Annotated in this window: 16 protein-coding genes and 1 pseudogene; 12 read left to right on the top strand and 5 right to left on the bottom strand. The window is 75.2% G+C overall.

Annotated features, from left to right (window positions below; all coding sequences use genetic code 11):
* Positions 1-831: homocysteine S-methyltransferase (mmuM, locus tag B7L92_RS21005; protein WP_081239040.1), on the bottom strand; the 831-nt coding region annotated here is incomplete at its 3' end.
* Between the two features lie 136 nt (positions 832-967).
* On the opposite strand from mmuM, the gene B7L92_RS21000 reads away from it, so the two are divergent.
* The 4 genes from B7L92_RS21000 (at position 968) to B7L92_RS20985 (ending at position 6,311) form a co-directional block, all read left to right on the top strand.
* On the top strand, positions 968-3,655 hold the full coding sequence (locus tag B7L92_RS21000) for a winged helix-turn-helix domain-containing protein (RefSeq protein WP_081239039.1): 2,688 nt from the start codon (positions 968-970) through the stop codon (positions 3,653-3,655).
* Between the two features lie 145 nt (positions 3,656-3,800).
* Positions 3,801-5,420 carry an MFS transporter gene (locus tag B7L92_RS20995; protein WP_107501556.1) on the top strand — a complete coding sequence of 540 codons (1,620 nt, stop codon included), beginning with the start codon at positions 3,801-3,803 and terminating at the stop codon, positions 5,418-5,420.
* A gap of 16 nt (positions 5,421-5,436) precedes the next feature.
* Positions 5,437-5,961, top strand: a complete 525-nt coding sequence (locus B7L92_RS20990) for a hypothetical protein (protein ID WP_081239037.1) — start codon at positions 5,437-5,439, stop codon at positions 5,959-5,961.
* A 152-nt stretch (positions 5,962-6,113) separates the two neighbouring features.
* The gene (locus tag B7L92_RS20985) at positions 6,114-6,311 is read left to right on the top strand and encodes a DUF8691 family protein (RefSeq protein ID WP_081239036.1); all 198 of its coding nucleotides are present in this window, start codon (positions 6,114-6,116) and stop codon (positions 6,309-6,311) included.
* A 52-nt stretch (positions 6,312-6,363) separates the two neighbouring features.
* On the opposite strand, the gene B7L92_RS20980 is transcribed toward B7L92_RS20985, so the two are convergent.
* Positions 6,364-7,767 (bottom strand): DUF2252 domain-containing protein, encoded by a 1,404-nt coding sequence (locus B7L92_RS20980; protein WP_081239035.1) that lies wholly within the window; start codon positions 7,765-7,767, stop codon positions 6,364-6,366.
* Between the two features lie 179 nt (positions 7,768-7,946).
* On the opposite strand from B7L92_RS20980, the gene B7L92_RS20975 reads away from it, so the two are divergent.
* The 6 genes from B7L92_RS20975 (at position 7,947) to B7L92_RS20950 (ending at position 13,311) form a co-directional block, all read left to right on the top strand.
* Entirely contained in the window at positions 7,947-8,612 is a 666-nt protein-coding gene (locus B7L92_RS20975; RefSeq protein ID WP_081239034.1) for an HdeD family acid-resistance protein, read from the top strand.
* 26 nt (positions 8,613-8,638) lie between these two features.
* Entirely contained in the window at positions 8,639-9,988 is a 1,350-nt protein-coding gene (locus tag B7L92_RS20970; RefSeq protein WP_081239033.1) for a hypothetical protein, read from the top strand.
* A 111-nt stretch (positions 9,989-10,099) separates the two neighbouring features.
* Positions 10,100-10,570 (top strand): SHOCT domain-containing protein, encoded by a 471-nt coding sequence (locus B7L92_RS20965; protein ID WP_081239032.1) that lies wholly within the window; start codon positions 10,100-10,102, stop codon positions 10,568-10,570.
* A 38-nt stretch (positions 10,571-10,608) separates the two neighbouring features.
* Positions 10,609-11,049, top strand: coding sequence for a DUF7144 family membrane protein (locus B7L92_RS20960; RefSeq protein WP_081239031.1), 441 nt, complete (start codon positions 10,609-10,611; stop codon positions 11,047-11,049).
* Between the two features lie 10 nt (positions 11,050-11,059).
* A complete protein-coding gene (locus B7L92_RS20955) occupies positions 11,060-12,424 on the top strand; it encodes a diacylglycerol/lipid kinase family protein (RefSeq protein WP_081239030.1) in 1,365 nt (454 codons plus the stop codon).
* A gap of 59 nt (positions 12,425-12,483) precedes the next feature.
* Complete coding sequence (locus B7L92_RS20950; protein ID WP_081239043.1) at positions 12,484-13,311, top strand: class II glutamine amidotransferase; 828 nt, start codon at positions 12,484-12,486, stop codon at positions 13,309-13,311.
* Between the two features lie 13 nt (positions 13,312-13,324).
* On the opposite strand, the gene B7L92_RS20945 is transcribed toward B7L92_RS20950, so the two are convergent.
* On the bottom strand, positions 13,325-14,407 hold the full coding sequence (locus B7L92_RS20945; protein WP_081239029.1) for a PP2C family protein-serine/threonine phosphatase: 1,083 nt from the start codon (positions 14,405-14,407) through the stop codon (positions 13,325-13,327).
* Positions 14,408-14,827: 420 nt separating this feature from the next.
* Here B7L92_RS20945 and B7L92_RS20940 point away from each other — a divergent pair, with 420 nt between their 5' ends.
* Together B7L92_RS20940 and B7L92_RS20935 are read left to right on the top strand one after the other, a co-directional pair.
* Entirely contained in the window at positions 14,828-15,589 is a 762-nt protein-coding gene (locus tag B7L92_RS20940; RefSeq protein WP_081239042.1) for an isocitrate lyase/PEP mutase family protein, read from the top strand.
* A 100-nt stretch (positions 15,590-15,689) separates the two neighbouring features.
* The gene (locus B7L92_RS20935) at positions 15,690-16,115 is read left to right on the top strand and encodes an NUDIX hydrolase (RefSeq protein ID WP_081239028.1); all 426 of its coding nucleotides are present in this window, start codon (positions 15,690-15,692) and stop codon (positions 16,113-16,115) included.
* Here B7L92_RS20935 and B7L92_RS20930 read toward each other — a convergent pair.
* Both B7L92_RS20930 and B7L92_RS20925 read right to left on the bottom strand, forming a co-directional pair.
* The gene (locus B7L92_RS20930; RefSeq protein WP_170102226.1) at positions 16,102-16,827 is read right to left on the bottom strand and encodes a hypothetical protein; all 726 of its coding nucleotides are present in this window, start codon (positions 16,825-16,827) and stop codon (positions 16,102-16,104) included. The genes B7L92_RS20935 and B7L92_RS20930 overlap by 14 nt on opposite strands.
* Positions 16,828-16,896: 69 nt before the next feature.
* Positions 16,897-17,701, bottom strand: a pseudogene (locus B7L92_RS20925) (hypothetical protein); the annotation flags it as partial.

Here is a 17,701-nt window from a genome sequence, read left to right as displayed (position 1 = left end):
CTCCCGCCACCCCGCGACCCGCCCGGCGGTGAAGGTCGGCCGGCCGGTCCACGCCCGTGCCCCGGCGTCCCAGGTCTCCCCGCTGTTGGGGTAGACCACGACCGGTTTGCCGGTGACACGGGCGGCGAGGGCGACGGCGTGGTCGGCGTCCTCGGGGGTGCAGCAGTTCACGCCGGCGGCGATCACCTCGTCCGCGTCGGCGGCGAGCGCGAAGGCCTCCTCCAGCGGCTGCCCGGCGCGGGTGCGGTCGCCGGCCGCCGCGTACGACAGCCAGGCCGGTGTGCCGAGGCCGCGCAGCACCCGCAGCAGGGCCTCGGCCTCGTCGGTGTCGGGGATCGTCTCCAGGGCGAGGACGTCGGGGCGGGCGGCGGCCAGGACCTCCGCGCGGGGGCGGTGGAAGCGCTCCAGCTCCGCCACGCTCAGCCCGTAACGGCCCCGGTACTCGGAGCCGTCGGCGAGCATCGCCCCGTACGGGCCGACGGAGGCCGCCACCCACAGCGGGCGGGCCGCCCGTGCCCGCCGGGCCGCCTCGCGGGCGCACTCCACGCTCAGGGCGAGCAGCTCGGCGGCCCGCCCGCGGTCGATGCCGCGCCGGGCGAAGCCCTCGAAGGTGGCCTGGTAACTGGCGGTGATCGCCACGTCCGCGCCCGCCTCGAAGTAGGCGAGGTGCGCCGCGGTCACCGCCTCGGGGTCCTCGGCGAGCAGCCGGGCCGACCACAGCTCGTCGCTCAGGTCGTGCCCGGCCGAGGCGAGCTGGTTGGACATGCCGCCGTCGAGGACGACCGTGCCGTCGGCGAGGGCGTCGGTGAGGGCGGGAGGGGCGCTGCTCATGCGGACGACGCTAGTCGAGCCCCTTCCCGCAGCGCGCCCGCGCCGCGGGGCTGGGATGCTGGGAGGGGGCACGGCCGTGGTCGGACGAAACCGGATGAGACCTGACGAACCCTGACGAACAGGGACGGTGAGTGCCATGACGGAGCTCGAAGGGGACGGCCCGCCGTCGACGGGCCCCGTGGCCGACCCGCAGGGGGACCCGTTCCTGCACACCCGGTTCGCCGTGCCCGCGAGACCGGTCACGTTCCTGCGGCGGGAGCGGCTGACCAGGCATCTCGACGAAGCCCTCCGGACGCCGCTGACCATGGTCAACGGCGCCGCGGGCGCGGGGAAGACACTGCTGGTGGCGGACTGGGCGCAGACCCGCGACGGGCCGGTCGTCGCCTGGCTCACCACCGATGCGGCCGGTCAGGGGCCGGGGATGTTCTGGGCGTACCTGCTGCGGGCCCTGAGCGCCTCCGGCATCGCCCTGCCCGAGGACATCGGCTTCCCGGCGGACGCGAGCCGGGTGCCCCCGACCCTGCCGGCCCGGCTCGCCGCCGGGCTGAGCGCCCGTGAGCAGCCCGTGGTCGTGGTGCTCGACGAGTACGACCGGGTCGCCGCACCGGAGATCGCGGAGCAGCTGGAGTTCGTGCTGCACCACGCCGGGCGGGGGCTGCGGCTGGTCCTCGTCACCCGGACCGAGCCGCTGCTGCCCCTGCACCGCTACCGCGCCGCCGGTGAGCTGACGGAGATCAGGGGCGCGGAGCTGGCCTTCGCTCCCGGGGAAGCGGCCGAACTGCTGGAGCTGCACGGGCTGCGGCTGCCCCCGGCCGCCGTGCGCGCGCTTCTGGAGCGCACCCGGGGGTGGGCCGCCGGGCTGCGGCTGTGCGCCCTGGCGGCACGGCAGAGCCCGGATCCGGAGAGGTACCTCAAGGAGTTCGAGGTCGATCACAGCACGATCGCCGACTACCTGCTGGCGGAGGTGCTCAAGCGGCAGGACGACGAGACCCAGGACCTGCTGCTGCGGGTCAGCCTGCTCGACCGGTTCCGCCCCGAGCTCGCCGACGTGCTCACGCGCCGGTCCGACGCCGGGGCCATCCTGGCCCGGCTCAGCCGTGGGAACGCGTTCGTCGAGCACCTCGGGCACGGCCAGTACCGCCTCCACCCCTTGTTCCGGGAGATCCTCCGCGCCCATCTGCGGATGCAGCGGCCCGGTCTGGAACCCGAGCTGCACCGGCGGGCCGCCGAGTGGCTGCGGCGGTCCGGATCCCTCGCCGAGGCGCTCGGACACGGCGCCGCCGCCGGCGACTGGGAGTTCACCGCCGGTGCCCTGGTCGACGACCTCGCCATCGGTCAGTTCTTCACCGGTCCGCGCTCCGGCGCGGTGACCGAGCTGTTCTCCCGCATGGGGCAGGACACCACGAGCCCCGCCGCGCAACTGGTGCGGGCGGCCCGGGAGCTGTCCCGGAACGGAGAGGACGGGGGCCGCGCCCACCTGCACCGCGCGGAACGACGCCTGGCGGACTACGACGGCATGGCGGACGGCGCGGCCGACCGGGCGGCGGCCGGGCTGAGCCGTGCCCTGCTGGAGGCCCTGGCCGCCCGGCTGGCCGGTTCACCGGGCCGGGCGGAGAACGCGGCGCGGGCCGCCGGGGAACTGCGGGAGGCCGTGCCCGACCAGCTGCTGGACCGGCACCCCGAGCTCACCGCCCTCCTGCTGGACCACCTGGGCTCGGCACGGCTGTGGGCCGGGCGCTTCGAGGCGGCCCGGGAGGCCCTGTCCGCCGTGGCCGGCTCCGAGGCGGGAGCGACGACGGCCCTCCCGCGCGAGGACTCCCTCGGCCGCCTCGCCCTGATCGACTATCTGAACGGCTGGCTCGGCAGGGCGGAGCGCACGGCGCGGGCGGCCCTCGCCGAGACGGAGCGGTTCGGTCTGCCCCGGCCGTCCGGTTCCGGGGTGGAACGGCTGGTCCTGGCCGCCGTCGCCGTGGAGCGCGACGAGCTGGAACAGGCGCAGGCCCTGCTCGACGCGTCGGCCGAGGCGCACCCCGCGATGCGGGACCCGGTGCTGGAGGCGGGACGCGCCCTCGTCGCCGCGCGCCTGCATCTGGCGCGCGGCAACCCGCGGGCCGCGCTCGCGGCCGTGGAACCGGAAGTGCCGGCCGACGCCGCCTCGCCCTGGGCCCAGGGGCAGGCCGCACTCGTCGCGGCCGCCGCCCATCTGTCCGAGGGCCGGACGGAGACGGCCGCCGCGCTGCTGCGACGGGTGCCCGACGACCAGGCGGCGTGCGCGGTGGCCGCCGCGCGCGTGCAGCTCGCCGCCGGCCGGCCCGCCGAGGCGGTGCGCCTGCTCGACCGCGCGCACCCGGAAAGGAGCTGCGGTCCGGCGGTGACCGTCCGGGCCGCGCTGGTCCGCGCGCAGGCCGCGCACCAGCGGGGGGACGCCGCGGCCTCGCACCGGCTGGTGGCGCGGGCGCTGCTGGAGGCACGCCGCGAGCGGCTGCGCCGCCCCTTCCACGAGGCCGGGCCGTGGATCCGGCCCCTCCTGGACACGGCGTCGCTGCGCGGGCTGACGAGCGGATGGCTCCTGCCCGGCGCCGCTCCGCCCGACGGCGGACCGGCGCGGCACGCGCACCCGCCGCCCGTGGTGGAGGAGCTGAGCGGGCGCGAACGCGACGTCCTGCGGCGCCTGGCCCTGATGATGTCCACCGAAGAGATCGCCGCCGACCTGTACGTGTCGGTGAACACGGTCAAGACACACCTCAAGAGCGTCTACCGGAAACTGTCGGTCAGCCGGCGCAACGAGGCGGTGCGCCGCGCACGCGAGCTGGGCCTCCTGTGACGGCGGGTCCGCCGGTGACTCGCCCGTGGTGGGTGAGGCGCGGACCGGATGTCCCCGATGTGATGGGGACGGCGACCGGTCAGGTCCGGCCGCCGCCCGGCCGGCCCCACCGGGGGTCCCGGGCCGACCCGGCGAGGTGGACACCGTGACGCACTGGCGGGCGCTGATCGTCCTGGGGACCGCCCAGTTCCTGATGGTCCTCGACACGTCCGTCATGAACGTCTCCATCAGCCAACTGGTCGACGACTTCGACACCGAGGTCACCGCCATCCAGGCCGTCATCACGCTGTACGCGCTGGTCATGGCGGCATTCATGATCATCGGGGGGCGGCTGGGGGACATCCTCGGGCGGCGGCGCCTCTTCCTCGGCGGTCTCGTCGTCTACGCCACGGGCTCGGCCCTGACGGCGGTCGCGCCCACCCTATGGGTGCTGGTGCTGGGCTGGTCGGTCATCGAGGGGATCGGCGCCGCGATGGTCCTGCCCGCCATGGCGGCGCTCGTCGCCGAGTCCTACCGGGGCCGGGACCGGGCCGTCGCGTACGGCGTCGTCGGCGGGCTGGCCGGTGCCGGAATCGCCGTCGGCCCGCTGCTGGGAGGCTGGGTGACGACGTACCTCACCTGGCGGCTGGTCTTCGCCGGGGAGGTCGTGGTCGTGCTGGTCGTCCTGCTGCTCCGGCACGCGATCACGGAAGTGCCGAGGCCCGGGCGGCGCCCCCGGCTGGACGGCGTCGGCGCCGCCCTCTCGGCGGCGGGCCTGGCGCTCGGAGTGCTCGGTGTCCTGCAGAGCAGCACGTGGGGGTGGGTACGGCCGCGCAACCCACCCTTCACCGTCCTCGGTTTCGCGCCGACGCTGTTCGTGGTCGGTGCCGGGGTGGCCCTCCTCGAGGTCTTCCGCTGGTGGGAGCGGCGCCGGGACGAGCGCGGCGTCGACCCGCTGGTGCACCTGTCCCTGCTGGGCCGGCCCGCGCTGCGCTCCGGCCTGATGGCGCTCGTGAGCCAGAACCTCATCCTGCTGGGGCTGTTCTTCACCATCCCCCTGTACCTGCAGGTGGTGCAGGGGTTCGACGCCTTCCAGACGGGGCTGCGACTGCTTCCGGTGTCCGTCACCATGCTCGTGACCTCCCTGGGCGCGGCCCGGCTCGGACGCCTGGCCGGACCGCGCCGGGTCGTCCGGCTGGCCCTGGTCACCGTGACCGCGGCCGTCGTGTGGCTGCTGGCCACCATCGACCCGGTCATCGACGACGCGCAGTTCGCCGGGGCGATGGCCCTGCTCGGCGTGGGCATGGGCCTGTTCGTCTCGCAGCTCGGCAACGTCGTCCAGTCCAGCGCGGGCGAGGAGGAGCGCAGTGAGGTCGGCGGACTCCAGTACACCGCGCAGAACCTGGGTTCCGCCCTGGGGACCGCGCTCATCGGATCGCTGCTCATCGGCTCCCTGGCCCACGCCTTCACCACGCACGTGGAGGACGACGCCCGGCTGTCGCAGGAGGTCCGGCAGCAGGTCGGTGTCGCCCTGGAGGCCGGGGTCACCTTCGCGCCCACCGAGCAGGTGCGCTCGGCGGCCGTCCGCGCCGGGCTGCCGCCGGCCGAGGTGGACGCCGTGACGGACTCCTACGCGTCGGCGCAGCTCGAGGGACTGAGGGCGGCGATCCTCGCCACCGGCGGCATCACCCTCGCCAGTTTCCTGGTCACCCCGCACCTGCCGGGTCGCCGGACCGAGCGCCCCCAGCGGTCCGGGGCCACCGTGCCCGCGGGCCCGGCCCACTGAACCCGAGGAGGCCGTGATGCCCGGCACCCGGAACGCGGCGGCCGACCGCGCCGCACGGACCACCGAGCGCCGGGCGCGCGCCGACTACACGGGCGGCGTCTACGGATCCATGCTCGCCGCCTCGGTGATCGTCGGCGCCGGCGCGCTCGGCTCCTTCCCGCGCCTGGAACTGGTGCTGCTGCTGTTGCTCACCGGCGGGGTGTTCTGGATCGCCCACGTGCACGCGCAGCTGTTCGGGGCACGGCTGGCGCAGCAGAGCCCCGACCGCCGTGTCGTGCTGCGCGCGTGCCGGGAGGAGTGGCCGATCGTCAAGGCCGCCGTGCCGCCGGCGGTCGCCGTGGCCGTCAGCCCCCTGCTGGGCCTCGATCTGCAGGGGGCGCTGTGGCTCGCGCTGTCCGTCGCCGTGGCCGGGCAGGTGGGCTGGTCGATGGCCGCGGCCCGCCGGGCCGGCGCCTCCCGGCGTCTGATGGCGGTGTCCGCCTCGGTCAACCTGCTGCTCGGCCTGCTGATCATCGCGTTCAAGATCTGGCTGAAGCACTGACGCCGGAGGGGAAGACGTCGGAGGGGAAGACGCCGGAGGAACCCGGCAGGCGTCTTTTCACCTGTACGGGGTGAACCGGGCCGCCGCGCGGGGGCGGAGGATCGCAGCACAGGGAGGCAGCCCGCCCGTCCCGGCCACCCGGGGAGCAGCTCATGCGCTACGAGATCCGCGTCGACGGCCGTCTCTCGGAGGCGTTGATCGAGGTCTTCCCGGAACTCGACCACGTGACGATGCCCGGCCAGACCCTGCTGTTCGGGCACGTGGTCGACGAGGCCCACCTGTACGGGCTGCTGGCCCGCTGCCAGTCCCTGGGCCTGCGGATCCTGGAGCTGCGGCAGATGCCGGAATGACGCCCGGCGGGCGGTGCGGTCGGGGGCACGGACGCGCCGGAACCCTCCGGGGTCACGCGCTTTCGGCGCGCACCCGGCCGGACCGGACGGCTTCCGCCAGCGCCTCGAAGTCCCGCTCGTCGCGGTCCGCGTAGTCCTGGGCGAACCCGGCGAGCGCCCGGTCGAAGCGGTCGCTCCCGCCCAGGTAGGCGGCGATGGCGACGGGGTCGCCGGACCGGGCGTGGGCCCGCGCCAGACTCGCCCCGCACAGCTGGGCGAACAGCCGCAGCAGGCCCGGGTCCATGGTCTCCGGGCGGGCGATGCCCTTCCAGTCGCGCAGCTGCCGCACGTAGAAGTCCCGGGGGCGTCCGTCGAGGCCCACGGCGTGCGTCCAGCCGAGCAGGATGTCGCTGGTCGTCTGGATCAGCCGCTGCCCCGCCACCACACGGCGGCCCTGGTTGTCGTAGCGTTCGCCTCCCGTGTGCGGGGCGAGCACCGACTCCTGCGCCTCCTTGGCCTGCAGCAGCAGGGGGTCGTCGTCGTCCCTGCCGAGCAGGAGCACGATCCAGCAGCGCGTGCCGACACTGCCGACGCCCACCACCTTCCGGGCCACGTCGACCAGGTGGTAGCGCCGCAGCAGATGCCGGCGCTCCGACGACAGGGAGCGCGCGTAGCCGTCCAGGACCCCGCGCAGGGCCTTCTCCTCGGCCGAAGGGTCGTCCAGCAGGTCACCGAGCGGGGTGACCAGCGGTGGGTCCGGGGCGATGCGCCGTCCCTCGGGCGTGGCGCGGGTGAGTTTCGCGAAGGCCTGCAGATACGTGCGGGTCCGGGCGCGGGCCGTCGCCTCGGCGGTACGGCGCCGGGCCTCGCGGTCCATCGAGGAGGCCATGAGGTCCCGCAGCCGGTCGGCGTCGTCCTGCGCGTACCAGATGTCGAGGGTGCGCATCCCGGCGAACTCCCGCATGCGCCGGCGGTACGCCTTCACGCAGGCGCGCACCGCGTCGTCCTGCTCCGCGGCCGTGAAGCCGTTCTCCCGGCCGGCGAGGACGAGACTGGCCGCCAGCCGTTTGACGTCCCACTCGAAGGGACCGGCGAGGGTCTCGTCGAAGTCGTTGATGTCGAACACCAGATGACGTTCCGGAGAGGCCAGCAGCCGGAAGTTGAGCAGGTGGGCGTCTCCGCACAGCTGCACGGTCAGACCGGTGTCCGGGAGCGGTCCGAGGTCGGCCGCCATGATCGCCGCTGCTCCCCGGTAGAACCGGAAGGGCGACTCGAGCATCCGGCCGTAGCGGACCGGCACCAGCTCGGGCAGCCGGGCCGCCGACTGCCGCTCGAGCACGTCGACGGGGTCGGGCCGCTCCCGGGCCGCCTCGAACCCGCCGTGGGACGAGCGCGGGGCGCGGCCGCGCGCGTTCTTGCCGTAGGCGGCGCGCTCGGCCGGGGACAGGGAGGCGCTGAACGAACTCGATACGGCCATCGCTGTCTCCCGCCTGTGCCGTGCGCGACGACTTCCTCGCGGCCCATCCCACCGTGCCCGCGCCGCGACCGGATCACCCGTCGTGGGTGATCCGGCCACCGCGGACCGGGCGGGACGCTGGTCCGGCGAGGTGGCACACGCCACCGTGCGGTCCCGTACGCATCGCGTGAGGAGGAGCCATGGCCGTGACGGGTGGTCCGGCAGCCGGCGCCGGACCGGAGCACGCGCCCGGCGGCGCCGCCCCCGGGCCGGCCGGCGTCCCGGCCGAGGCCCTGGCGGCACTCGGGCGCTCGTGGAAGTGGATCCTCGGCGCCGCCGTCGCCACCTTCGTGCCGGGCGTCATCGTGCTGGTGTGGCCGGAGGCCACCCTGCACGTCCTCGCGGTGCTCATCGGCCTGTACCTGCTGGTGACCGGGGCGTTCCGGTTCGTCGGCGCCTTCGGACGGGAGGACCAGGGCGAGCGGCTGCCCGGGCTCCTGCTGGCGGTGCTGTACGTCCTGGCCGGGGTGCTCTGCCTGCGCAACCCGCTGCAGACCGTCACCGCCCTCTCCCTGATCGTCGGGGTGGTCTGGCTGGTGTCCGGGATGCTCACCCTCTTCACGGCCCTCGCCGCGCGGGACCTGCCCCACCGCGGGGCCGTCCTCGGTGCCGCGGTGCTCGCCGTGGTCGCGGGGATCGTCGTGCTGGCCCTGCCCGCCGAGTCGGCGCGGGCACTGACCCGGCTGCTCGGCCTCTGGCTCGTCCTGCTCGGGCTCATGGAGGCGGCCGTCGCCCTGGCCTGGCGGGCCTCGCTGCGCCGGGCGGGCATCGGGGGCGCGGCCCGCCGGCCCGCCGGGGGCGGCTGAGACGCCGGCCGTCGGAAGGAGGCGGCATGACCGCGCACCACGCCCCCGGACCCGACGAATCCGGCGGCTCCACCCCTGCCGACCGGACACTGACCGCCGAGCAGCACGCCGAGTACGAGCGGCTGCGCCGGGCCGCGGGCGTGCGTCACCGGCGCCTGCGCGGCGCGGGCGCCTCGATCCTGCTGGTGCTGGCGCTGGTGCTGGCGCCCCTGGCCGTCGTCGCCGCCTGGGTGCAGGACACCGTCTCGGACACCGACCGCTATGTGCAGACCGTCGCCCCGCTCGCCTCCGATCCGGCCGTCCAGGAGGCCGTGACCGACCGGCTGACCGCGCGGGTGGTCGCCAACCTGGACGTCGAGGCGATCACGGACTCGCTCGGTCGGGCGCTGGCCGACGCCGGGGCGCCGCCGCGCGTCGTGGAGAGCGCCCAGGCCCTCGCCGGGCCGCTCCGTTCCGCGGCGACCACCGTCGTGCACCGCACGGTCAGCGGCGTGATCACCAGCGACGCCTTCCCGCAGGTGTGGGAGGGCGCGAACCGGCGGGCCCACGCCGCCGTGCTGGCCGTGCTCACCGGAGAGGGGGAGGGCGCGCTCGGTGCCACCGGGGACGCCGTGCAGCTGAACCTGGGACCCGTGGTGGACCAGGTGCGCGAGCGCCTGGTCGACGCGGGTTTCGAGCGGGCCGCCGCCATCCCGGACACCGACCGGACGATCACGTTGTTCCGGACCGAGAAGCTGGACCGGGCCCAGGACGCGATGCTCCTGCTGAACGTCGTCGGCACCTGGCTGCCCGTGCTGACGGTCCTCCTGGCCGCGCTCGCCGTCCTGACCGCCGTCCGGCACCGGCTGATGCTGCTGATCACGGCCCTGGGCACCGCCGCGACGATGGGGCTCCTGCTGGTCGCGCTGGCCGTCGTACGCCGTATCTACCTGGACTCGGTCCCCGGGTCGGCCCTTCCCCCCGACGCCGCCGCCGCAATCTTCGACACCTTCCTCCGGTTCCTGCGCGACAGCACCCGCACCCTTCTCGTCGTCGGCCTGCTCACCGCGATCGCCGCGTACCTGTACGGCCCCGGCCGGTTCGCCCGCGGGGTGCGCCGCACGGCCGACCGCGGGGCCACGGCCGTGGGGAGGACGCTGGGCCGCACGGGACTGAGCACCGGGGCCACGGGGCGCTGGGCGGCCGCGCACCGGGGGTGGATCACCGGGGTCGTCATCGGGGCGGGCGCCCTGGCGCTCGTGCTCTGGAACCACCCCACGGTCGGTGCGGTCGTCCTCGTCCTCGTCCTGGTCCTCGTGGTCCTGGCCGTGGTGGCCGTGTACGCCGCCCTGGCCTCCGGGCCGGGCGCCGGGGAGAAGCGCGGTGTCCCCGCGTAGCGGCCCGCCGTCTCACCCGCCCCGGGTGAGGCGACGGGCCCCTCCCCGGCCGCACGCTGAGGACGGCACCCGGCGGACACGTCGGGACACGGCCCCGAACGGAGGAGAGACATGAGTGGGGCGATGTACCTCGCGTACGACTATCCGCTGCTGAGCGCCTTCTGGACCATGCTGGTGTTCTTCCTGTGGATCATGTGGTTCATCCTGCTCTTCCGGGTCATCGTCGACATCTTCCGCGACGACGACCTGAGCGGCTGGGCCAAGACCGGCTGGCTGGTGTTCACGATCGTCCTGCCCTTCCTCGGCGTCTTCATCTACGTGATCGCCCGCGGCAAGAACATGGGGAGCCGCGAGATGGCACAGGCGCGTGCGCAGCAGGAGGCGGTCGACAGCTACATCCGTGAGACCGCCAAGGGCGCCGCCGCACGGCCCAGCAGCGTCGACGAACTGGCCCGGCTGTCCGAGATACGGGCCCACGGCGACATCACGGACGACGAGTTCCGCAGGGCGAAGGAACTGGTCCTGAGCGGCCACGGCCCCACGGAGCACCCGGGTTCCTTCACCTCCTCCGCCGGACGCTGATGCGCGACACCGACGCGACACCGAATCGAGGTACCGGGATGGCAGCGACACACCCGACACACGGCGCGCGCGGCGCGCACGCCCCGTCGGCCAAGCGGCAGTGGGCCGAGGGCCTGACGGTCTTCGCCGCCGTCACGCTCATGATCGCGGGAGTGCTCGGCATCCTCCGCGGCATCATGGGCATCGCCGAGGACGACGTCTTCGTCACGACGCAGAACTACGTCTTCAAGTTCGACCTCACCGCCTGGGGCTGGACCCACCTGGTGCTGGGCGTGCTCGCGGTGCTCGTCAGCCTCGGTCTGGCCCGGGAGGCCGGGTGGGCCCGCGCCGCCGGTGTGGCGATCGCCGGGCTCGTCATCATCGCCAACTTCCTCTCCCTGCCGTACTACCCGGTCTGGTCCGTCGTGATGATCGCCTTCTCCGGGTTCATCATCTGGGCGCTGTGCGTGTCGCGTGCGGGCACCGGCGCCGGGTCCTGAGCCCCGGCCCATGACGCGGGAGGACCGGCCGCCGCGCCGTTCCGGGCCGGTGACCGGCCACGGGAGCGCGGCATGGGCGCGACTGGCCCTCCTCGCCCTGGCGGCGGGTGTGCTGGTCCCGCTCGTGGCCGCCGGGCTGCGCAGCGTGCTCTGGGTGCTGCTCGGCCTGGCCGGGCTGGCCCTCGCGGCCGTCGGACTGTGGTGGACGCTCGCCCACGCCGGGACGGTGCGGGTGGTCGGATCGGTGCTGTGCGTGGCGGCTCCGCTGGCGGTCCTGGCGCTGTACGCCGCGGGCGGGATGCTGGCCCCTGCCGCGCTGTCCCTGGGGCTGTGGGCGCTGGCCGTGAGCGCGGCGCGGGCGGCGGTGGCCCCGGAGCGGGCGGGCGTCGGGCACGCACCCGCTCCCGCCCCGCCGCCGCGCCGCCCCTGGGCGCTGATGAACCCGCGCTCGGGCGGCGGCAAGGTGGAACGCTTCCACCTCGTGGACCGGGCGCGGTCGGCGGGCGTCCGCGTGGTCGTGCTCGGCCCCGGGCACCAGGACGTGGCCGGGCTGGCCGAGGACGCCGTGCGCGAGGGGGCCGATCTGCTGGCGGTGGCCGGCGGGGACGGCACCCAGGCCCTGGTGGCGGAGGTGGCCTCCCGGCACGACCTGCCGTTCATGGTGGTTCCGGCCGGCACCCGCAACCACTTCGCGCTCGACCTCGGCCTTGACCGGGAGGATCCGGCCAAGGCGCTCGACGCCCTGACCGACGGCGTGGAACTCCGCGTCGATCTGGGGTTCGCCGCCGACCGGGTGTTCGTCAACAACGCCTCCTTCGGCACGTACGCGGCGGTCGTGGGCGACCCCGGGTACCGGGAGGAGAAGCGGCAGACCACGCTCCGGATGCTGCCCGGGCTGCTGTCCGGCCCGCGGGCGTCCCGGCTGCGGATGCGGGCCGACGGAACGCGGGCCGACGGACTGCAGGCGCTGCTCGTCAGCAACAACCCCTATCGGCGGGCGGTCGACGCGGCCCGGCCGGGGCGCCGGGAGCGGCTGGACTCCGGACGGCTCGGGGTGCTGGGGGTGCGGGTCGGGAGCGCGGTGCGGGCCGCCGGACTGGCGCGCGGCCCGCGCGCGGCCGGCCTGCTGCGGCTCACCGCCGGGGAGGTGGTCGTGGAGGCGGACACGCCGACCGTCCCGGCCGGTGTGGACGGGGAGCACGTGCTGCTGCCGGTGCCGGTGGTGTGCCGGGTCGTGCCCGGGGCGCTGCGGGTCCGCGTCCCGCGCGGCCGAAGGGGTACCCGGTGGGGCGGTGCGGCCCCGGACTGGCCGCGCGTGACCCGGCTCGCGCTGGGACGGGCGGCGGCGCCGGGCGCGGCCCGCGGAGGGGACTGACGGGAGAGACGGTCCACGACGGCCGCGACCGTGGCCGCCGGACCAGGAAGGCGGTGGACATGTGCCGGTGGCTCGCCTACTCGGGCACCCCCATCCTGCTCGACAACATCCTCTACAAACCGGCCCACTCGCTGATCGACCAGAGCCTGCACGCCAAGATGGGCGTCGAGACCACCAACGGCGACGGCTTCGGGGTCGGCTGGTATGTGCCGGCCAAGGACAGCCCCGCGGTGGTCCGGGACATCGGCCCGGCGTGGAGCGACCGCAACCTGCAGGAGATCGCCGGTCACGTCGTCTCCTCGCTCTTCTTCGCCCACATTCGGGCCTCGACCGGTACGGCGGTGCAGCAGACCAACTGCCATCCGTTCCGCCACGGCCGCTGGATGTGGATGCACAACGGCGCGATCGCCGAGTTCCACCGCCTCCGGCGCGACCTCGCGCTGGCCGTCGACCCGAGCCTCTTCCCCGACGTCGAGGGGTCCACGGACTCGGAGATGATGTTCTACCTGGCACTCACCCTCGGCCTGGAGGAGGACCCGCCGGGTGCGGTCGCCCGGATGGCCGGCCTGGTGGAACGCACCGGCCACGAGCACGGCGTGGAGTTCCCGCTGCAGATGACGGTCGCGGTGACCGACGGCACGCGCCTGTGGGCGTTCCGCTACTCCAGCCAGAAGGAGACGCGCTCGCTGTTCTACAGCAGCCGGGTGGACACCCTGCGCTCCCTCCACCCGGACGTGGCCTTCCTGCGCGAGATCACCGAGGGGACCCGGCTCATCGTCTCCGAACCCCTGGGCGACCTGCCCGGCGCCTGGAACGCGGTCCCCGAGGGCACCTACGGCGTCGTACAGCCCGAGGGCGACGAGATGCACGCGTTCGCGCCCGCGTAGCGGGGCGGCGGGGCTACTCGCCCAGGGTGACGGCGAGGAGAGCCGCGTCGTCCTGCAGTCTTCCCCCGGTGTGCCGGAAGACGGCGGTGAGGAGGGCGTCGAGCACCGCGTCCGGATCGGGCGGGAGGGGCCGGGAGAGCACCGGTACGGGGTCGAAGAAGACACCGTGCCGGTCGCGGGCCTCGTCGATGCCGTCGGTGAACAGCACCAGGGTGGCGCCTACGGGCAGGTCGAACCGGTCGACCGGGACGTCGTCGCCGTCGCCGAGGACGTCCAGGCCCAGCGGCAGCGACGGCACGGCCGGCTCCAGCGGGCTCACCTTGCCGTCCTGCACCAGCAGCGGCGCCGTGTGCCCCCGGTTGGCGATCCGCAGCACGGAGTAGTCCGGGGGGATCTCCGCGACGACGGCCGTGGCGAACGACTCGGCCTCCGCCCCGGTCGCCTGTGCGATGCCCGACTGCATCCGGGTCTCCAACTGCCGGACGATGCCCGGCAGCTCCGGTTGGTGGTCGACGGCCTCGCGGAAGGCACCGAGCAGGACGTTGACCGTGCGGATCGCCTCGACCCCCTTGCCGCGCACGTCGGCCAGGAGGAGCCGGATGCCGTGGGGGGTGTCGTGCACCGCGAAGAGGTCCCCTCCGATGGCGGCCTCCCGGTGGGCGACCTCGTACCGGGAGGCCACGGCCAGCCGCCCCACCCGGCGCGGCGGATCCGGGAGCACCGCGCGCTGCACCTCCGCCGCCACCTCGCGGCTCGTCCTCAGCTCCCGCCGGTCGCGGGCCAGCAGAACGTTGAAGACCGCCGCGACGACGGTGAGGACGACCAGGCTGGTGAACGGGACGAGGTCGGCGCGGGTCGGCACCCTCTCCAGGTACACCAGGGCGAGCCCCGCGAGGTTCGCCGCCACCCCGGTGGCGATCGTTCCGCGCAGCGAGAGGACCGGCGCGGCCGCTCCGGGGGCGGCCGCGAGCACGGGGAAGACGTTGACGCTCCCCGAGATGGAGAGATCGAGGACGAACGCGCCGACGACCACCGCGGCGGGCAGCCAGCGCAGCCACTGCCTCGTCTGCGTCTCTTCCCTGCGGCCGTTGCGCATTCCGTGTCCCTGGGGTGATCGTCCGGCGGGGGTGCGGGAACCGGGGTCCGGGAACCGGAGACCGGAACCCCTGCGAGGAGCGGGACCTACCGCGCGGCGGAGGACCCCTCCGGGGCGCGCGGGGCCGGGGACGCGGACGCCCCGGCCGGCGGGCCGGCCGCTCCTCGCCGCTCCGGTCGGTGCCGGCCGCCGGCGTCACGGGAGGGGACGGACGTACCGGGGGCCATGACCCGATCGTCTCAGGGAATCGCGTCTCCAGCAGGCCCGGAGCGACTCCCCGGGTGCCCTCCGGCACCGCCCCCGGCGCACCCCGGCACCCGGGGCCCGCACACTTCGGCCGGGACCGAAGCGTTCCGCCCCTAGCGTTCCCCCATGAGCGAGAGCACGCGCACCGACGACCGCACCGCGGGAGGACCCGCCATGACCGCCTTCGCCGACCTGCACCACGCCGACGAGCCCCTGCTCCTGCCCAACGCCTGGGACCACGCCTCCGCGCTCGCCCTGGCCGCCCGGGGCTTTCGGGCCGTCGGCACCACGAGCCTCGCCGTCGCGGCGGCGGCCGGGCTGCCCGACGGGGCGGCGGCGACCCGGGAGCAGACGCTGCGCCTCGCGCTCACCCTGGGCTCCGGGCCGTTCCTGCTGTCCGTGGACGCGGAGGGCGGTTTCAGCGACGATCCCGACGAGGTGGCCGAACTGGCCCGGGAACTGCACGCCGCGGGTGCCGTCGGCATCAACCTGGAGGACGGGCTCGGGCCCGTCGACCGGCACGCGGCGAAGATCGCCGCCGTCCGGGCGGCGGCCCCCGGCCTCTTCGTCAACGCCCGCACCGACACGTACTGGCTCGGCGACGGCGAGGGCACCGCGGCCCGCGCCGAGACCTACCGGGACGCGGGCGCGCACGGCGTCTTCGTCCCCGGCCTCACCGACCCCCGCGAGATCGCCGCCCTGGTGAGCCGTCTGGGCGACACTCCCCTCAACGTCCTGTACTCGCCCACCGGTCCCGGCGTCCCGCGTCTCGCCGACCTCGGCGTCCGCCGGGTCAGCCTCGGCTCGCTGCTGTACCGGCGGGCGCTGGGCGCGGCGGTGGAGACGGCGGCCGGGATCCGGGCCGGCCGGGTGCCGCAGGGCCCGGCACCGTCGTACGAGGAGGTGCAGGCGCTCGGCCGGCGGGCCCACGGGTGAGGGCGACGGCACGGCTTCCCTCCGGGCGGCCCTGGTACGGTGGGCGCCTTCGCGGGTATCAGATCCTGTGGACTCATCTCCGGCGAGGGACCGAGGAGCCATGGACAGGGACATCCCCGGCGACAAACGGCTGGCGGCAGCGGTCGTGAGGGACGGCGAGGGGCGGGTGCTCCTGGTGCGCCGCAGCGGGACGGAGAGCTTCCTGCCCCGGGTGTGGGGCGTTCCCTGCGGCAAGCTCGACCCCGGCGAGAGCGCCCGGGACGGGGCCCTGCGCGAGCTGAAGGAGGAGACCGGCCTGCTCGGCGAGATCGTGCGCAAGGTCGGCGAGTCGTCCTTCGTCAGCGAGTACCGGGGGCGGGAGACCAAGAACTGGCAGGAGAACTTCCTCGTCCGCCCGCTGACCCGGGAGGTCACCCTTCCCGAGCCCGACCAGGCCTACGCGTGGCTGCGCCCGTCCGAGCTGGCCGGCGTCGACATCGACGCCTACAACCTGGACGTCGTGCGGCAGGCCCTCACGGACTCCTGAGCAGCTCGGCCAGGGCGTTCAGCGCGGCCAGATAGCCCGGCACGTCCAGCGGCTGCTTCGGCACCGTGCCCGCGTGCGGGCCCGCCGCCGTGAACACGTCGGTGTGCCGCCGCCGTTCGGCCCCGGTCTCCAGGAACAGCGTCACCGTCGGCGCGTTGGTGTCGCACCAGACGCGGTGCAGGGTGTGCGCGGGCAGGGCGTAGGTGCTCCCCGCCGCGTAGTGGCCGGTGTGGGACAGCCGCAGCCGCGCCGGGCCCGCCGGTGTCAGCAGCCAGCCGGCCGACCCGTCCGCCAGGGACTCCTCGTACCGGGTCGCCTCGATGCCGCCGTCACCGCGCGCTTCGTACAACTCCATGCACAGCCGCCCCCGTACGATGTGCGAGGCCAGCGTCGAGCGGTGGTTGTGGATGTCCTCCCGGCCGGTACCGCCCGCGCCCGCGTGCCACAGATGGGCGCGCAGCATGTGCCGTGAACCGACGTCGACCAGCAGGAGCTTGTCGAAGCCGAGCACGTGCCGGTACGACAGCCGGGCGCAGCCCTCCGGATCGCCCTCGCCGCAGGCCAGTTCGGCGACCAGCTCCAAGAGGCGCTCCGGGGCGCCGAGTTCACCGACCACCGCGCCGGCCGCCGCCACCTCGTCCCGTCCCGCCGGTGCACCGTCCAGGGTGTTCTCCAGCAGCCGCCGTGCCGCCAGGACCTGCCGACCGCCCATGCAGTCCATCCCTCCGTCCCTCCGGGTTCTCGCCGGTTCCCCGCCCGTTCTCCGCTTCTCGGGCCGCCGTCACCGCGGCGCCGTGCCGTCCGGGTGGTACGTCCACAGGGCGTGCGTCCGCAGCGCCGACAGCCCCTGGTACGTCATCCACACCGGGTGCCGCAGCTCGGTGCTGTCACCGCGCCCCCAGGACCAGACGCCGTCCTGCTGACCCGCCCGGACCGCGGCGACCGCGCCGTCCACCAGCTCCCGCCACGTGTCCTCCAGGCCGTCCTGCCGGACGACCTCCAGCGAACCCCGGGACAGCAGGGCCCGCACGAGCCAGGACGCGGTGAAGTGCCGTACGTTCAGCACCTCGTGGCGCGCGGGGTCGTCCGGGCGCGGCCGGCGCACCTCCTCGCGCAGGTTCTCCAGGTCCAGGCAGGCGTGGTGGGGCGCGTCGGGGCAGGACAGCAGCCAGCGCACACCGTCCTCCCGGGCGGCGCGCGCGGCCGCGCTCTCGCCCAGGACGCGCCCGGCCCGCTCCAGGGCGACCACCGCCTGCGCGGTGTGCAGCGGGGACGGCGGCCCGTACGGCGGGGCGAGCCGGTAGCCCCAGCAGCGCAGGTGGTCGCGGCCCGGATCGCTGAGCGCACCGCCGACGAGGGCCTCGCGCAGGGGCGGCAGGGCGTCGCAGCGGGGCGCGGCGCGCAGCAGGCCGCGCAGCACCGTCGTCAGCACGTGCGTCGACTCCCGCCCCGGGCGGTCCAGTTCGCGGGTGAACGCGGCCGTGCAGCGGTCCACCTCCGGGGCCAGCCGCTCCGGGGACGCCCCCGCCCGGCCCGAGGTGACCGCCCTGGTGCTGGGCGCGCTGGCCCGGGCGGGGGCGTCCCCG

It is taken from the genome of Streptomyces viridosporus (genome assembly GCF_002078235.1).
In the GTDB taxonomy this organism is placed as follows: Bacteria; Actinomycetota; Actinomycetes; order Streptomycetales; family Streptomycetaceae; genus Streptomyces; species Streptomyces viridosporus.
The sequence above is the reverse complement of the archived record's forward strand: the minus strand, read 5'-3'. Positions and strand labels throughout refer to the sequence as shown.

Excerpts from the sequence above, each read along its gene's own strand:
- B7L92_RS20940 (WP_081239042.1), top strand. The coding sequence starts at position 14,828 with ATGACCGCCTTCGCCGACCTGCACCACGCCGACGAGCCCCTGCTCCTG.
- B7L92_RS20985 (WP_081239036.1), top strand. The coding sequence starts at position 6,114 with ATGCGCTACGAGATCCGCGTCGACGGCCGTCTCTCGGAGGCGTTGATC.
- B7L92_RS20980 (WP_081239035.1), bottom strand. The coding sequence starts at position 7,767 with ATGGCCGTATCGAGTTCGTTCAGCGCCTCCCTGTCCCCGGCCGAGCGC.
- B7L92_RS20955 (WP_081239030.1), top strand. The coding sequence starts at position 11,060 with ATGACGCGGGAGGACCGGCCGCCGCGCCGTTCCGGGCCGGTGACCGGC.
- B7L92_RS20965 (WP_081239032.1), top strand. The coding sequence starts at position 10,100 with ATGAGTGGGGCGATGTACCTCGCGTACGACTATCCGCTGCTGAGCGCC.
- B7L92_RS20990 (WP_081239037.1), top strand. The coding sequence starts at position 5,437 with ATGCCCGGCACCCGGAACGCGGCGGCCGACCGCGCCGCACGGACCACC.
- B7L92_RS21000 (WP_081239039.1), top strand. The coding sequence starts at position 968 with ATGACGGAGCTCGAAGGGGACGGCCCGCCGTCGACGGGCCCCGTGGCC.
- B7L92_RS20930 (WP_170102226.1), bottom strand. The coding sequence starts at position 16,827 with ATGGGCGGTCGGCAGGTCCTGGCGGCACGGCGGCTGCTGGAGAACACC.
- B7L92_RS20960 (WP_081239031.1), top strand. The coding sequence starts at position 10,609 with ATGGCAGCGACACACCCGACACACGGCGCGCGCGGCGCGCACGCCCCG.
- B7L92_RS20950 (WP_081239043.1), top strand. The coding sequence starts at position 12,484 with ATGTGCCGGTGGCTCGCCTACTCGGGCACCCCCATCCTGCTCGACAAC.
- B7L92_RS20935 (WP_081239028.1), top strand. The coding sequence starts at position 15,690 with ATGGACAGGGACATCCCCGGCGACAAACGGCTGGCGGCAGCGGTCGTG.
- B7L92_RS20975 (WP_081239034.1), top strand. The coding sequence starts at position 7,947 with ATGGCCGTGACGGGTGGTCCGGCAGCCGGCGCCGGACCGGAGCACGCG.
- B7L92_RS20970 (WP_081239033.1), top strand. The coding sequence starts at position 8,639 with ATGACCGCGCACCACGCCCCCGGACCCGACGAATCCGGCGGCTCCACC.
- B7L92_RS20945 (WP_081239029.1), bottom strand. The coding sequence starts at position 14,407 with ATGCGCAACGGCCGCAGGGAAGAGACGCAGACGAGGCAGTGGCTGCGC.